Source organism: Pseudomonas sp. EA_65y_Pfl2_P74 (assembly GCF_963970575.1).
Lineage (GTDB): Bacteria > Pseudomonadota > Gammaproteobacteria > Pseudomonadales > Pseudomonadaceae > Aquipseudomonas > Aquipseudomonas baetica_A.
In genome coordinates, this window is sequence record NZ_CAXAOQ010000039.1 from 46,138 (window position 1) to 61,569 (window position 15,432).

General features: G+C 60.8%; 15 protein-coding genes. 12 read left to right on the top strand and 3 right to left on the bottom strand.

Features of this window, described 5'->3' with window-relative positions:
• Positions 1-9: 9 nt before the first annotated feature.
• The 4 genes from AACY18_RS25410 to AACY18_RS25425 all read left to right on the top strand — a co-directional run bounded on the left by AACY18_RS25410 (position 10) and on the right by AACY18_RS25425 (position 4,478).
• Entirely contained in the window at positions 10-612 is a 603-nt protein-coding gene (locus AACY18_RS25410) for a DUF1120 domain-containing protein (protein WP_339466465.1), read from the top strand.
• Positions 613-775: 163 nt separating this feature from the next.
• Positions 776-1,483, top strand: a complete 708-nt coding sequence (locus tag AACY18_RS25415) for a fimbria/pilus chaperone family protein (protein ID WP_339433779.1) — start codon at positions 776-778, stop codon at positions 1,481-1,483.
• Complete coding sequence (locus AACY18_RS25420) at positions 1,483-3,924, top strand: fimbria/pilus outer membrane usher protein (protein ID WP_339466466.1); 2,442 nt, start codon at positions 1,483-1,485, stop codon at positions 3,922-3,924. The genes AACY18_RS25415 and AACY18_RS25420 overlap by 1 nt, the downstream gene beginning before the upstream one ends.
• A gap of 14 nt (positions 3,925-3,938) precedes the next feature.
• A complete protein-coding gene (locus AACY18_RS25425; protein ID WP_339466467.1) occupies positions 3,939-4,478 on the top strand; it encodes a hypothetical protein in 540 nt (179 codons plus the stop codon).
• Positions 4,479-4,604: 126 nt separating this feature from the next.
• Here the strand turns inward: AACY18_RS25425 and AACY18_RS25430 are convergent, their stop codons facing one another.
• Positions 4,605-6,029: an aminotransferase-like domain-containing protein gene (locus tag AACY18_RS25430; RefSeq protein WP_339433776.1), complete on the bottom strand. Its 1,425-nt coding sequence runs from the start codon at positions 6,027-6,029 to the stop codon at positions 4,605-4,607.
• A 179-nt stretch (positions 6,030-6,208) separates the two neighbouring features.
• On the opposite strand from AACY18_RS25430, the gene AACY18_RS25435 reads away from it, so the two are divergent.
• Positions 6,209-6,454, top strand: a complete 246-nt coding sequence (locus AACY18_RS25435; protein WP_339433775.1) for a DUF1127 domain-containing protein — start codon at positions 6,209-6,211, stop codon at positions 6,452-6,454.
• Positions 6,455-6,558: 104 nt separating this feature from the next.
• On the opposite strand, the gene AACY18_RS25440 is transcribed toward AACY18_RS25435, so the two are convergent.
• A complete protein-coding gene (locus tag AACY18_RS25440; RefSeq protein ID WP_339433774.1) occupies positions 6,559-7,869 on the bottom strand; it encodes an NAD(P)/FAD-dependent oxidoreductase in 1,311 nt (436 codons plus the stop codon).
• A gap of 147 nt (positions 7,870-8,016) precedes the next feature.
• Between AACY18_RS25440 and AACY18_RS25445 the strand changes: the two genes are divergently transcribed.
• The gene (locus AACY18_RS25445; protein ID WP_221730875.1) at positions 8,017-8,370 is read left to right on the top strand and encodes a YkgJ family cysteine cluster protein; all 354 of its coding nucleotides are present in this window, start codon (positions 8,017-8,019) and stop codon (positions 8,368-8,370) included.
• Between the two features lie 101 nt (positions 8,371-8,471).
• On the opposite strand, the gene AACY18_RS25450 is transcribed toward AACY18_RS25445, so the two are convergent.
• Positions 8,472-8,960, bottom strand: coding sequence for an Lrp/AsnC ligand binding domain-containing protein (locus AACY18_RS25450; RefSeq protein WP_221730874.1), 489 nt, complete (start codon positions 8,958-8,960; stop codon positions 8,472-8,474).
• A gap of 153 nt (positions 8,961-9,113) precedes the next feature.
• Here AACY18_RS25450 and dadA point away from each other — a divergent pair, with 153 nt between their 5' ends.
• The 6 genes from dadA to AACY18_RS25480 all read left to right on the top strand — a co-directional run bounded on the left by dadA (position 9,114) and on the right by AACY18_RS25480 (position 15,205).
• Positions 9,114-10,418, top strand: a complete 1,305-nt coding sequence (dadA, locus tag AACY18_RS25455) for a D-amino acid dehydrogenase (RefSeq protein ID WP_339433773.1) — start codon at positions 9,114-9,116, stop codon at positions 10,416-10,418.
• A complete protein-coding gene (locus tag AACY18_RS25460) occupies positions 10,390-10,743 on the top strand; it encodes a RidA family protein (RefSeq protein ID WP_339433772.1) in 354 nt (117 codons plus the stop codon). Before dadA ends, AACY18_RS25460 begins: the two co-directional genes overlap by 29 nt.
• A 94-nt stretch (positions 10,744-10,837) precedes the next feature.
• Positions 10,838-11,911 (top strand): alanine racemase, encoded by a 1,074-nt coding sequence (gene alr, locus AACY18_RS25465; protein WP_339466468.1) that lies wholly within the window; start codon positions 10,838-10,840, stop codon positions 11,909-11,911.
• An 88-nt stretch (positions 11,912-11,999) separates the two neighbouring features.
• Positions 12,000-12,548: a cupin domain-containing protein gene (locus AACY18_RS25470; RefSeq protein WP_221730870.1), complete on the top strand. Its 549-nt coding sequence runs from the start codon at positions 12,000-12,002 to the stop codon at positions 12,546-12,548.
• A gap of 182 nt (positions 12,549-12,730) precedes the next feature.
• The gene (locus tag AACY18_RS25475; RefSeq protein ID WP_221730929.1) at positions 12,731-13,147 is read left to right on the top strand and encodes a c-type cytochrome; all 417 of its coding nucleotides are present in this window, start codon (positions 12,731-12,733) and stop codon (positions 13,145-13,147) included.
• A 135-nt stretch (positions 13,148-13,282) separates the two neighbouring features.
• Complete coding sequence (locus tag AACY18_RS25480; RefSeq protein ID WP_339433770.1) at positions 13,283-15,205, top strand: acetyl-CoA hydrolase/transferase C-terminal domain-containing protein; 1,923 nt, start codon at positions 13,283-13,285, stop codon at positions 15,203-15,205.
• Positions 15,206-15,432: the final 227 nt, after the last annotated feature.

Genomic DNA, 15,432 nt, shown 5'->3' on the forward strand with positions numbered 1-15,432 from the left:
GCGCTGGTCATGGCTGACTCAACAGATCTGACCATTACCGGGACGATCATCCCGACCTCCTGCACCCCCGCTTTTTCCGGCGGCAACTTGGTAGACCTGGGCAACATCTCTGCCGCATCGCTGAACCGCGATTATCAGACCGAACTGACCAACCGCAATATCACCTTGAGCGTCAGTTGCTCGGCGTCCGCGCCGATGGCCATCAAGGTGCATGACAACCAGGCCCATACTCAACGGCCGGGCATCGTTGTCGATGGCACCGATTGGAAAATGTACATCTTCGGAATCGGTGAGGTGGGCGGCAACAAGATCGGCGGCTATGGCTTGCGATTCGGCAAACCCTCTGTCGATGGCGAGTTGTCGAGTGTGATGTACAAGCAAGGTACCAGCGCCAATTGGAGCGAGCCGGATACTGCCACGCTCCTGGGTAAAAACTATGAGGGCAACCTGCGTTATTCCTGGGGGCGCAGTACGGCCGCAGGCCCTCTGCCCGGAATGGTGCATACCTTCCCCATAACGCTGGTGCCCGTCATAGGCCCGACGTCGAGTCTGCCGATTACCTCTGACATTTCACTCAACGGTTCGGCGACGTTCGAACTGCTCTACCTCTGAGGACAAGGCACTGCCGCGAACCGTGGTCGGGCAGTGCCGCATGAGCCGCAGAACCCCTCGACGGGTTTGGGTGGCGTCCAGGCTTGTCATTTCCAATCAACACAATCGGCTGGCTCGTTGTCCGGCGCTGATGGCGTCTGCGCGCTTGCCTGTGGAGCCTTACATGAACGCCTTTGTGCGCAACACCATCGCCAGCATGCTGCTGGTTTCTTTGTGGGGGCCCGATCCTGTTCGGGCGGCGGGGATGGTTCCCGAAACGCCCGTCGTCGTGCTCGATGAAGGCGTCGGTGAAGCAGGGATCAATGTGCTCAACAGCGAGTCACATCCGGCGCTGCTGCACACTTCCATCGAAGACGTGCCGCAAGACACTGAGTCACTGTTATTACTGACGCCGCCGGTGGCGCGCGTCGAACCCGGGACCACGCAGCGTGTGCGGTTCATCCTGCGCAGCGCCGAACCGCTGCAAACCGAGCGCCTCAAGCGTGTGGTGTTCGAGGGCATCGCGCCGCAAGACTCGACCGGCAAAGCCCAGGTAAGCCTGAGCGTGCGGCAGAACATTCCCGTCATCCTGCGTCCGGCCAAATTACCGGTCGACCGCGAACCCTGGAAACATCTGGTCTGGACGCGCCAGGGCAGCGTGGTCCAGGTGCGTAACCCCAGTCCGTATGTCGTGCGTCTTGGCCACGCGGTGAATTTGCTGCCGGGAGAGCAGGAGATCGATCTGGGGCGCACGTACGTGTTGCCCGGTGAGCAACTGACGTTGAGCGGTGCCGTCGACCCGGGCCGTCGGCCGACACAAGTGCGATTGTTCCCGGTGACCACTTACGGATTTGCCATCGGGCACGTTGACGCGCCGTTGGTGCCGGACTGATGCACGGGAGGCGCTGGGCTGGCGTTTTGCTGGTCATCACTTGGGTTTGTCCGCCGATGCACAGTCATGCCGTTTCAAGTGACACCCGGGCAGTGCCGGCCGCGGTGCAGTTCAATCAGGATGTGCTCAGGTCTCGCGGGCTGGATCCGCATCTGGCCGAGTATTTCAGCCAGGTACCGCGTTTTCGCGAGGGTGCGCAAACCGTAACGCTGGCGGTCAATGGTGTGCCCAAGGGGCGGTTGCGGGTGACGTTCGATGCCGCAGGTGATCTGTGTTTCGCGCCGCCTTTGCTGGAGCGTGGCGGCATCAGGGCAGATCACGTCGAGTCGGAGCCCGGTTCGGGATGCGAACTGTTTGCCCGACGGTTTCCGCAAGCCGTGGTGCAAGCCGATCCTTCTCGGCAACACATCGATCTGCTGATGCCGACCGATACGCTGCTGCCCGATCATCCGGCGCAACGGCGTTTCTTCAACGGCGGTACGGCGGGGCTGTTCAACTACGATGCCTTGCTGCTCGGCAGTCGGTTCGCCGGGCAATCCAGCCAGTACCGCAGCCTCAACAGTGAACTGGGTTTGAACACGGCTGACTGGTCCTTTCGCAGCCGCCAGGCTTACAGCGAATTCGCCGGACAGGGCAGCCTCGAACACCTGTATGCCTACGCTTCACACACCTCGGAACGCTATCAGGCCAACCTTCAATTGGGGCAATTGAACATGGTCTCGCCGCTGTTTTCCGGTGAGGCATTCAACGGTTTTCAGTTGCAGCCCGAAATGGCACTGATGGAACTGGACGAGGACAGCGCCGGTGCCAGAGTCGAGGGCATTGCCTACTCCGCCGCGAGAATCGAGGTCAACCAGAACGGTGCGCTGATCTATACCACCCTAGTGCCCAGCGGCCCCTTCACCCTGGTGGGTTTGCCGCTGCTCAGTCAGAGCGTGGATCTTGAGGTCACGGTGCACGAAGAGGACGGTCAGCAGCGGCGCTTTATTGTCCCGGCGACGCAACTGCTTAGTACGCTGCCGGGCAGGGTGGCGGGCTATGGACTGGCCGCGGGAAAGGTGCGGCGTTACGCCGGCGACGAGCGTGATGCACCGTCGTTTGCTGCCGCCAGCAAGGACTGGCGCCTGAGCCCGCGCTGGCAAGCCACGGCCGGTGCGATGTTCGGCAACGGCTATCAATCGTTGGGCTGGGCGATGCAGGGCGCCGTCGGTGAGCGCCTCGTACTGAGCGGTCGGCAGGTGATGTCGCGGGCCCAGGATCAAGCACTGTCCGGCACCCAGGTACAGTGGGCGGCGAATGGTTTGTTAGGCGAAAGGCTATCGGCCAGTCTGGCGCTGACTCAGCAGACCCGGGATTTCCGCACGCTGTCGGACACCGCGTGGAATCCGCGCGATGACCAGCCGTTCCAGCGCGTGCGCAATCAACTGAGTGCGAGCCTCAGTGCGGGCAGTCTGACTCTGGGTGGTTTCTCTGGGAGTTACTCGCGGTTCTCAATGTTCGACGGGACGGTGACCTCACGGGTCGCCGTTGCCTGGTCGCAGATGATTCGTCGGGCCAATGTTTCTTTCACCCTGGAGCGGGATATCGCCGGGGTAGCGGACGATGCCCGAGGTACGGCAGCATATCTGAGCGTGAGTGTGCCGCTGGGATCGCAGCGGACGTTGCGCGGTTACGTGCGCAATGACTCGGTCGGCGGCACGCGCAGCGGCCTGCGATTCAACGAACAAGTCAGCGATACCCTGGCCTACAGCCTCGGTGCGGAGCGGCCGGATAGTGGCCAATCGGGTTTCAACGGGCGGGTCAATCTGTTGCCCCGATACAGTCAGCTGGATGCGGGTTACTCGCGCAGCGGTAGCGGCGACGAGAGCTATGACGTCGGCCTGCGCGGCGGTGCGCTGGTGCATGACGCCGGCGTGACGCTGTCGCCTTATCCGCTGCGCGAGACCTTCGCATTGCTCAAGGCGGGCGACAGCGCCGGGGTGCGCCTGATCACCCCGCGAGGCCCGGTCTGGACCGACCGTTCCGGCCATGCGGTGGCAGCCAGCCTGCCGGCCTACAGCAAGGGCCGGGTGGAGATCGACACCGCCAGCCTGGGACACAACGTCGATGTGCATAACGCCTATCAGGAGGTCGAGGCTGGACGCGGCGCGGTGCCGCGCCTGGCGTTCGACATGGTCACGGCTCGGCGGGTGCTGTTAGAGGTGCGCACGGTGGATAACGTGTTGGTCGACAAGGGGCTCGGCGTGTTCGACGCACAGGAGCAATACATCACCAGCGTGCTGGGTGCCGGACAGATTTTCCTGTCCGACGTACAGCCTGACCTCGAACTGTATCTGCGGCTTGCGGGCGGTCAGCGCTGTCGACTGGAGTTCGCCATGAGCGAGGCGCGTGACCCTTATGCGCTGTACGAAACCGCGCAGGCCCTCTGCCGGACTGTCTGAAAAAGGAAAGCACCATGCACGGCATCAAAAATCGGGTGGCAGGCGTTGTATGGCTGTGCCTGTTGACGCACATGGGCTGGGCGCAGGCCCGGCCCGACTGCAGCGTCAGACTGGGCCCGGCCGTCGTCGATTTTGGCCGCACGACACGCGGGCAATTGCTGGCGCAGTCACCGCCGGGTGATCCATTGAGTTTCGGATTGCGTCGTGCTCAGGCCAACGTCCAATGCGAACAACCAGGCCCGTTGCGCCTGACGCTGGTCGCGCCAGCGGCTTATGCCGGGCAATACCGCTTTGGTGCGGGCACGCTCAGCGTGCGGGTGCTGACCGTGCGGGTGGACGGTAAAACGGTCGACTGGATCAGTGACGGGCAGGCTCCCGCGGCGGATGCGCGCACTCTGCAACCTGGCGTCAGCCTGATACCGGCGGTCGCGGGAATGGGTATTGAAGGCAGAAGCCTGGAAGTCGAACTGGAACTGGAAGCGCACGTCACCTCGGCAGCCACCCGGGTCAGCGACCTGACCCGATTTGAAACCCGGCTGAGTTTTCGTCAGTAAGGCCATGCTGTCAGGTTGAAAAATGGGGGGAAGTGAAACGTCAGGTGTGGTGAGGGGGCGTGCTCGCGCTTTTACGGAGAACCAGAGGGCCCAGTGGGCGCAAGGTCCCTCGCCACAGCCTGTGTGTCAGTTGCCGTCCTCGGCGAGCAGCCTGGTGGCCGCTGCGCCGACCTTGCGCACCGCCTCTTCGATCTGCGGTGTCGGTTTGGCAGCGTAATTCATTCGCAGGCAATTGCGGTACTTGCCCGAGGCGGAAAAAATGCTGCCGACTGCAATCTGCACGTTCTGATCATGCAAGGCACGATTGAGTTTCAGCGTGTCAAAACCTTCCGGCAATTCGACCCAAAGAATGAAGCTGCCTTGCGGGCGACTGGCGCGAGTACCTGCCGGAAAGTAGCGCGTGACCCAGTCAATCATTACGTCGCGACTGCGCTGGTATTGTGCACGCATCCTGCGCAAATGCGGTTCGAAGTGGCCTGCTTTGAGAAACTCGGCAATGGCAATCTGTGGTTGCGTCGCGGTGGAGCCAGTGCTGATGTATTTCATGTGCAGCACCCGTTCCAGATAACGACCGGGCGCCACCCAGCCAATACGCAGCCCGGGTGCCAGTGTCTTGGAAAATGAACTGCACAACAGCACGCGGCCGTCTTCGTCGAAGGATTTGATGGTGCGCGGACGCGGGTAGGTATAGGCCAGTTCGCCATATACATCGTCCTCGATGATCGCCACGTCAAAGCGTTGCGCCAGCGTCAACAACGCACGTTTGCGCGACTCCGGCATGATGTAGCCCAGCGGGTTGTTGCAGTTTGGGGTGATCTGGATGGCTTTGATCGGCCATTGCTCCAGCGCCAGTTCCAGGGCTTGGAGGCTGATGCCGGTGAGCGGGTCGGTGGGGATTTCCAGGGCTTTCATGCCCAGGCCTTTGAGGGTCTGCATGGCGCCGTGAAAGCTCGGCGAATCCACCGCGACGATGTCTGCGGGTTCACAGATCGCGCGGATGCTGGTGGACAGCGCTTCGTGACAACCGGTCGTGATGACGAGGTCGCTGGCGTTCAACTGGCAACCCGAGTCGAGCATCAGCCGAGCGATCTGTTCACGCAGTTCGAGGGTGCCGTGGATGTTGTCGTAATACAGACCGGGCATGTCCTGGCGGCGACTGATCTGCGCCAGTCCGCGCAGTAGCGGTTTCATGGTCGGCGTTGTGACGTCGGGCATCCCGCGTCCGAGTTGCACCACATCCTTGCGCGGCACCGCGCGAATCAATTCCAGCACCTGATCCCACTGCGAGATCTCCACCGGGCGCTGCGCCGGACGCCCGACGGCGGGCAGCTCCGGCAACTCGCGACCGACCGGCACGAAATACCCGGACTTGGGTTTTGGTGTGGCCAGGCCACTGTCCTCGAGCACGCGATAAGCCTGCTGCACCGTGCTGAGACTCACGCCATGTTCTACGCTCAAGGCGCGTACCGACGGCAGGCGATCACCCGGACGGTAGAAGCCTTGTTCGATGCGCGTGCCGAGCAGTTCGGCGAGATTCACATATAGCGTCATGACACTGCCTCGATGCAGATGATTCGATAAACCAGTACAGATGCGGCGTAAATCGACAATTCAGTGGCAGAAACAGCAAATCTGTATGGATTTAATGCAGGTTGTTTGGATCTGTAATGCTTTTGCCGGCCCGCGCATCATGGAATCTCTGGCGACCCAAGTAAACAGGAGCGACAAAAATGAACGGCTTGAGCGATGTGCGGCTGACGTTACACAGTCAGGAACTGGTGGCTGGGCAGGAGGACAGTACGTGGAATGCGGCCATGCGCAACGCGCCGTCAGGCCTGAGTCGCTGGGGTCTGTTCTGGCATCGTCTGCACACGCGCAAGGTGTTGCTCGGCCTGACGCCGGAGCAACTCAAGGATGTGGGGCTGACCCGCGAGCAGGCGCAGGAGGAAGGGTTGAAGCCGTTCTGGCGAATCTGAAATCTGTATTGTTTTTGCGGACCTCTTCGCGAGCAAGCCCGCTCCCACAGGGAATTGCAGTCCTGGTGTGGGAGCGGGCTTGCTCGCGAAGGCTTATAAAAAGATCAGACCAGCTCTTTAAGCCGATGCCACAACATCCCCAGCGCCAGCAGCGGCGAACGCAGATGCTTGCCGCCCGGGAAAGTGATGTGCGGCACCTTGGCAAACAGATCGAAGCCATCGCTGTGCTGCCCGCTGATCGCCTCTGCCAGCAGTTTGCCCGCCAGGTGCGTGGCATTCACCCCGTGGCCGGAATAGGCCTGGGCGTAATACACATTCGGCTGGTCATTGAGCCGGCCAATCTGCGGCAGACGGTTGGCACCGATGCCGATCATCCCGCCCCACTGATAATCGATCTTCACCCCGGCCAGTTGCGGAAAGACGTCGAGCATCTTCGGCTGCATGTAGGCGGTGATGTCCTTCGGATCGCGCCCCGAGTAATGGCAGGCGCCGCCGAACAGTAGACGGCGATCGGCCGAGAGGCGGTAGTAATCCAGCGCTACCCGCTGATCACAGACCGCCATGTTCTGCGGCAGCAAGTTGTGCGCCTGCTCCTCAGTCAAAGGCTCGGTAGCGATGATGTAGCTGCCGGCGGGCAAAACTTTGCCGCTCAGTTGTGGGTTGAGGTTGTTGAGGTAGGCGTTGCAACCGAGCACCAGCGTTTTCGCGCGTACCGAACCCTGCGCTGTGTGCACCTTCACTTCAGAGCCGTAGTCGATGCGGGTCACCGCCGAATGCTCGAACAGTTGCACCCCCAGTTGCTGCGCCGCTGCCGCTTCACCCAACGCCAGATTCAATGGGTGAAGATGCCCGGAACCCATGTCGATCAGCCCGCCAACGTAGCGTTTGGAACCGACCACGGTGTGCATTTCATTGGCTTGCAGCAAACGGGTTTCGTAGCGATAGCCCAGACCGCGCAGTTCTTCGGCGTCTTGGGCAAAGCCTTCGAGGTCGGCGGGTTTGTTGGCGAGGTCGCAGTAGCCCCAGGTCAGGTCGCACTGGATCTGGAAACGCTCGACGCGCTGGCGGACGATTTCCACCGCTTCCAGGCCCATGAGCTTCATCTGCCGCACGCCGTCGGCGCCGATGACATTGGCAAATTGATCGAGACCGTGGCCGACCCCGCGAATCAACTGCCCGCCGTTACGACCACTGGCGCCCCAGCCAATCCTGTGCGCCTCCAGCAACACCACGCGCAGACCGCGTTCGGCCAGTTCCAGCGCCGTGTTCAGCCCGGAAAACCCGCCGCCCACCACGCACACGTCGGCAATCACTTCGCCTTGCAGTCTTGGGTGATCGGGCTGCGGCAGGCTGCTGGCGGCATAGTAGGAGGCAACGTGGGGTTGGCTCGCGAGGTTTCGGGCGCGGGCATTCATGGGCATCATCCAACGGCTAAGTGTCGAGAAAATTTGACGGAGCATAAGCCGCCCGCCCGAAGACGGGCAACACGGGTCGCCCGTTGCTGTCTGGATCACGGCTTTTGCGGCACAATTGCCGCCTATTCTCCGTAGGTCACTGTTTCGATGAGTTGCAACAGCCAGAAAATCCGCACCCTGCGTCAGCAGATCCCCACGTTCGAGTGCGTGCCGGGCTGCCATGACTGCTGCGGGCCAGTGACCACGTCACCCGAAGAGATGGCCCGGCTGCCGCGCAAGACCCGCGCCGAGCAGGATGCGGCGATGGAAGAACTGAACTGTGTGCACTTGGGGCCGAATGGCTGCACGGTGTATGGCGAGCGGCCGCTGATTTGTCGGTTGTTTGGGACGACGAAGACCTTGCCATGCCCGAATGGACGGGGGCCGGTCGAGTTGATTCATCCGCGCGCTGAAAAGCAAATCTTCGAGTACATGGCGGCGAATCGGCAGGTCCTGGTTTAACGGGTTCACTGTTGACCTGGTCGAGCAAGCCCGCCCGCACATTTGGAGTGCATTCCAGCGCGGGCTTGCTCGCGAAGAGGCCGGTACAGGCACCGTCAAATTCAGTCCGGAACCGGCAGGCTCAAACTCTCCTTCACCTCTTCCATCACGATATAGCTCTTCGACTCCCGCACATGCGGCAGCTTGAGCAGGATGTCGCCGAGCAACTTGCGATACGAGGCCATCTCGGAAATTCGCGCTTTCACCAGATAATCGAAATCCCCTGATACCAAATGACATTCCAGCACATGGGGCAATTTCAGCACCGCACGTCGGAACTCTTCGAAAGTATCGCCGGATTTGTAGTCGAGGCTGATCTCGACGAAGACCAAAAGACTACCCTTCAAGTGCTGAGGATTGAGCCGGGCGTTGTAGCTCATGATGATCCCTTCGCGCTCCAGACGTCGTACCCGTTCGGTGCACGGCGTGGTGGAGAGGCCGACTTTTTCCCCGAGTTCGGTAAAGGAAATCCGCCCATCCGCCTGCAGGATCCGCAAGATGTTGCGGTCGATCTTGTCCAGCTCACGTTTGGTCTGAGTGTTGGTACGCATAGGGGATGCGCCTCCGTGAAAAGGGTTTTTGCCGAGAATTGTCGCCAAATATAGGCGCTTATATAGTGAAAAGCACTGGCATTTATTTTTTACACTGCGCTCATCATTGCTCTAACAACACGTCGGCGGTCAGCCGCGATGAGGGATACAAAAATGCGCGTCATGGTCTTGGGTAGCGGCGTCATCGGTACCGCCAGTGCTTATTATCTGGCCCGTGCCGGGTTTGAAGTGGTGGTGGTCGACCGGCAGCCCGCCGCGGCCATGGAGACCAGTTTCGCCAACGCCGGCCAGGTGTCGCCGGGTTATGCCTCGCCTTGGGCCGCGCCGGGTGTGCCGCTCAAGGCCATCAAATGGCTGCTGCAACGCCACGCACCGCTGGCGATCAAGGCCACCGCCGACATCGACCAATACCTGTGGATGGCGCAAATGCTGCGCAACTGCACCGCCAGCCGATACGCGGTGAACAAAGAGCGCATGGTGCGTCTGTCCGAGTACAGCCGCGATTGCCTCGACGAATTACGCGCTGAAACCGGCATCGCTTACGAAGGCCGAAGCCTCGGCACCACCCAATTGTTCCGCACCCAGGCGCAACTCGACGGCGCCGCCAAAGACATCGCCGTGCTGAAAGAGTCCGGTGTGCCGTTCGAAGTCCTGGATCGCGCCGGCATCGCCCGGGTCGAGCCAGCGCTGGCTGGCGTTACCGACATCCTCGCCGGCGCGCTGCGCCTGCCGAACGACCAGACCGGCGACTGCCAGATGTTCACCACCCGTCTCGCCGAAATGGCTGTGAAGCTGGGTGTTGAATTCCGTTTCGGCCAAGACATCCAGAAGCTCGACTACGCCGGTGATCGCATCAACGGCGTGTGGATCGACGGCAAGCTGGAAACCGCCGACCGCTACGTTCTGGCGCTCGGCAGCTACTCGCCGCAGTTGCTCAAGCCGTTGGGCATCAAGGCGCCTGTTTACCCGCTCAAGGGTTACTCGCTGACCGTGCCGATCACCAACCCGGCGATGGCCCCGACCTCGACCATTCTCGACGAGACCTACAAGGTCGCAATCACCCGTTTCGACAACCGCATCCGCGTCGGCGGCATGGCCGAGATTGCCGGTTTTGACCTGTCGCTGAACCCGCGTCGACGCGAAACCCTGGAGATGATCGTCAACGACCTTTATCCTCAGGGCGGCAATCTGGCCGAGGCGAGTTTCTGGACCGGCCTGCGTCCGACCACGCCGGACGGCACGCCGATTGTGGGCGCCACGCCGTTCAAGAACCTGTTCCTCAACACCGGTCACGGCACGCTCGGCTGGACCATGGCGTGCGGTTCCGGTCGTCTGTTGGCCGACCTGATGGCGAAGAAAAAGCCGCAGATCAGTGCCGAAGGCCTCGATATTTCCCGTTATGGCAACAAATCCCAGGAGTCGACCCAGCATGTCAATCCATCGCCAGCTCACCAATGAGCGCATGAGTCAGATCGTCAGCCACAACGGCACCGTGTTTTTGGCCGGGCAGGTCGGCGACGATTTCGATGCCGGGATTGAACAACAGACCCGCGATGTCCTCGCCAACATCGAGCGCTTGCTGGATCTGGCCGGGACCGACAAACGGCATCTGCTGTCGGCGACGATCTACCTGAACGACATCGAAGCACACTTTGCCGCAATGAACTCCGTGTGGGATCAGTGGTTGCCCAAAGGCGCCGCCCCGGCCCGTGCCACTGTCGAGGCGAAGATGGCCAAGCCGAGCATCCTGGTCGAGATATCCATCGTCGCTGCGTTGCCGTAATCGTTTCAAAGATCCCTCTCCCGGTGTTGTTGGCGGTTCACGCCGTCAGCCAGCGCCGGTTTTTATTCCCATGACCGCCTAGAAGTCTGCCGCCATGCGTCCTGCCCGTGCCCTGATCGACCTTCAAGCCCTGCGTCACAACTACCGAATTGCCCGCGAAGTCACCGGCGCCAAGGCGCTCGCGGTGATCAAGGCAGATGCTTACGGCCACGGCGCGGTTCGTTGCGCCCAGGCGCTGGAAGCTGAGGCTGACGGTTTTGCCGTCGCGTGCATCGAAGAGGCTTTGGAACTGCGCGCCGCCGGCATTCGTGCCCCGGTGTTGTTGCTTGAAGGGATTTTCGAGGCCGATGAGCTGGCGCTGATCGTTGAGCATGATTTCTGGTGCGTGGTGCATTCGCTGTGGCAGCTCGAAGCGATCGAGCAGGCCGCGTTGAGCAAACCGATCACCGTGTGGCTGAAGCTCGACTCGGGCATGCACCGTGTCGGTCTGCATCCCAAGGATTACCCGGCGGCCTACCAGCGACTGCTGGCCAGCGGCAAAGTCGCGAAGATCGTGCTGATGAGCCACTTCGCCCGTGCCGATGAACTGCATGCGCAGACCAGTGCTGATCAGGTGGCGGTCTTCGAGGCCGCGCGCCAGGGCCTCGCCGCCGAAGTCAGCCTGCGCAATTCGCCCGCTGTACTCGGTTGGCCGCAGATCCACAGCGACTGGGTACGCCCGGGCATCATGCTTTACGGCGCCACGCCGTTCGAAGAAGCCAACGCTGTGGCCGAGCGCCTGCAACCGGTGATGACTCTCGAATCAAAAGTTATCTGCGTACGCGAATTGCCGGTCGGCGAACCCATTGGCTACGGCGCCAAATTCGTCACGGATAAACCGATGCGCATCGGCGTGGTCGCCATGGGTTACGCCGATGGCTACCCGCGTCAGGCACCGACCGGCACACCTGTGCTGGTGGCCGGCAAACACAGTCGCCTACTCGGTCGGGTATCGATGGACATGCTGTGCATCGACCTGACGGATGTGCCGGAAGCCGGGCTGGGTTCAACTGTCGAGTTGTGGGGCAAAAACATCCTCGCCAGCGACGTCGCGAAGTGGGCCGACACCATTCCTTACCAGATCTTCTGCAACCTGCGTCGGGTGCCAAGGCTCTATTCCGAGGGTTGAGGCAGCTGCGGGGCCCAAGTGTTGTAAATACTGAACGCTGTCGCCATGATAACGCTCAATATTCTTACAACATCAGGAGGCTCCAGCCTTGGACGTCGGTGAACGACTGCAATCGATCCGCAAGCTCAAAGGGCTTTCCCAGCGTGAACTCGCCAAGCGCGCGGGCGTCACCAACAGCACCATTTCGATGATCGAAAAGAACAGCGTCAGCCCTTCGATCAGTTCGCTGAGGAAGGTTCTGGGCGGCATTCCCATGTCGATGGTCGAATTCTTCTCCGAAGAAATCCTGCAGGAACAACCGACTCAGATCGTCTACAAGGCCAACGAGCTGATCGACATTTCCGACGGCGCCGTGACCATGAAACTGGTCGGCCGTGCACACCCGAGCCGGGCCATCGCATTCCTCAACGAAATCTACCCACCGGGCGCCGACACCGGCGAAGAAATGCTCACCCACGAGGGTGAGGAAACCGGGATTCTGGTGGAAGGTCGTCTGGAACTGGTGGTGGGCCTCGAAACTTTTATTCTCGAAGCTGGCGACAGCTACTATTTTGAAAGTACCAAGCCCCATCGTTTCCGCAATCCGTTCGACTTGCCCGCGCGACTAATCAGCGCAGCCACGCCGGCGAATTTTTAAATAAAGAGGCGCCAGGCCACTATGGCGAAGGCACCCGAACCGTTTTAGCGATGTGCAACAAGACCCCTTTAACTTTGGGGTTGTTTCAGTGTGGCGGGCTACCCGCTATACTTGCGCCCGCCTGCGAACCGTGGCCGCAGGCGTGAATAGCCACCATTGAGGGTGAACGCGTGAACCTAATTATGAAAATGCTGGCTGCACCAGCAACCGTACTGGCCCTCTGGGCTGTCAGCGCTCAAGCTGCGACGAATGACGACATTGCCAAGCGCCTGGAGCCCGTAGGCCAGGTGTGTGTACAAGGTCAGGAATGCAAAGGGATGGAAGTGGCAGCGACCGCCGGCGGTGGCGGCGGGGCGAAAACCCCGGACGAAGTGATTGCCAAACATTGCAACGCTTGCCATGGCACAGGTCTGCTGGGCGCACCGAAAATCGGTGACACCGCCGCCTGGAAAGAACGCGCCGATCACCAGGGCGGCCTCGACGGCATCCTGGCCAAAGCCATCACGGGCATTAACTCGATGCCGCCGAAAGGCACCTGCGCCGACTGCACGGATGACGAGCTCAAGGGCGCTATCCAGAAGATGTCCGGCCTGAAGTAAGGCGCTCTTTTGATGAAAAAAACCGTCTTCGGACGGTTTTTTTGTGCCCGCGATTCTGACCCTGGGCTGTTCATTGCAGCAAAGTAGCGGCAAGCTCGGTCTACCTCTATTCACGCAAAGGGCGGGAGGCTTCAGATGGTGCAGTTGTGTTCAATCGAACAGGCAGTGGACGACGTGCTCACGCGGTTGCCGGCGCATATTCAAATGGGTTTGCCGCTGGGGCTGGGCAAACCCAATCATTTCGTCAACGCGCTATACCGGCGAATCAAAGGGCTGCCCGAGCGGCAACTGACGATCTACACCGCCCTGTGCCTGGGGCGGCCGAGCCTTGGCGATGGCTTGCAGAAACGCTTCATCGAGCCCTTCGTAGACCGCGTCTTCGGCGATTACCCGGAATTCGATTTCCTCGCTGACCTGCACCGCGACAGCCTGCCCGCCAACATCCGCATCGAACAGTTTTTCATGCAGCCCGGCAGCCTGCTCAATAGTCCCCCGGCCCAGCAGGACTACGTCAGCAGTAATTACAGCCACGCCGCCCGCGACATCAACGCCGCCGGCCTGAACCTGGTCGCGCAGTTGCTCGCCAGCAGCAGTGAGCATCCCGACCGCTTGAGCCTGAGTTGCAACCCGGACATCACCCTCGACCTGTTGCCGATGATCGCCAAGCGTCGCGCGGCGGGGGAGACGATTTTGCTGGTCGGCCAAGTGCATACCGATTTGCCGTACATGCCCGGCGATGCCGAGGTTGATATCGATACCTTCGACTTTTTGATTGACGAGAAGGACAGCACCACGTTGTTTTCCACGCCGAACATGCCGGTTGGCTTTCAGGATCATTTCATCGGCCTGCATGCCAGTACGCTGGTGCGTGACGGCGGTACGTTGCAGGTAGGCATTGGTTCTATGGGCGATGCACTGACGGCTGCGTTGCTGGCACGCCAGGCGGATAACGCCGGATATCGGGCATTGCTGGCCGACGTGAATGTCAGCCAGTGGGCGCAATTGATCGAACGTGAGGGCGGCACCGCACCGTTCGCCAAAGGCCTTTACGGTTGCAGCGAAATGTTCGTCAACGGCTTGCTGGTGCTAGCGGATGCGGGGATTATCCGGCGCAAGGTCTACCCCGATGTCCACACGCAAGAGCAGGCCAACGCCGGCACCCTCGATGAGGCCGCGCAGCCTGACGGCATCTCGGTGCACGGCGGCTTCTTCCTTGGCCCGCGCAGTTTTTACCAGCGTCTGCGCGAGTTGCCGCAGAGCAAGCGCCTCGAATTCAACATGACCCGCATCAGCTACATCAACGAGTTGTATGGGCAGGAAGAACTCAAGCGTTTGCAGCGTCTTGATGCACGGTTTATCAACACCGTCTTCACCATGACCCTGCTTGGCGCCGGCGTGTCGGATCAGCTCGAAGACGGACGGGTGCTCAGCGGGGTCGGCGGGCAATACAATTTTGTCGCCCAGGCCCACGCGTTGCACGATGCACGCTCGATTCTGATCCTGCGCAGTTGGCGCGAATCCGGGGGCGACGTCAGCTCCAACATCGTCTGGGAATACGGCCACTGCACGATTCCACGGCATCTGCGCGATATCGTCGTCACCGAGTACGGCATTGCCGATCTGCGCGGCAAGACCGACGCAGCGGTGATCGAGGCGTTGCTCAATATCAGCGATTCGCGCTTCCAGGCGGGGCTGATCGAACAGGCGCAGACAGTCGGCAAACTGCCGAAGGATTTCCGCATTGATCCACGATTTGCCGATAACACGCCGCAACGCTTGCAGGCGATTGCCGCGCGACACCCGAACCTGTTTCCGGAGTATCCGTTGGGCTGTGATTTCACGATGATCGAGCGGGATCTGTTGCGGGCGCTGAACTGGTTGAAGAGCAAGTTCAAGCTGACTGAGATTCTGGAACTGGGCAAGGCCGCGCTGGATGCGCCAGACGCTTCAACATTCCCTGAACACCTGGAGCGGATGCAGCTCAAGAATCCGGAAGGGTTAAAGGATGACCTGTTCCAGCGCCTGCTGCTCACGGGCCTCAAAGCCACTGCGAACTAACGGCCTGCTGCAAAACCAACTGTGGGAGCGGGCTTGCTCGCGAAAGCGGTAAATCAGTCAACCAGGATCTCGACTGACACTACTCATTCGCGAGCAAGCCCGCTTGTATGGTAGGACTTGAAGGGAGGAGGAGGGACAAGGCTCGATTCTGACTGTTAGCGCAGTACAGACCGTGGGAGATTTCACCCTCCTCCTTTCACCCAAGCGCCGATAAAGAATGCATCTGG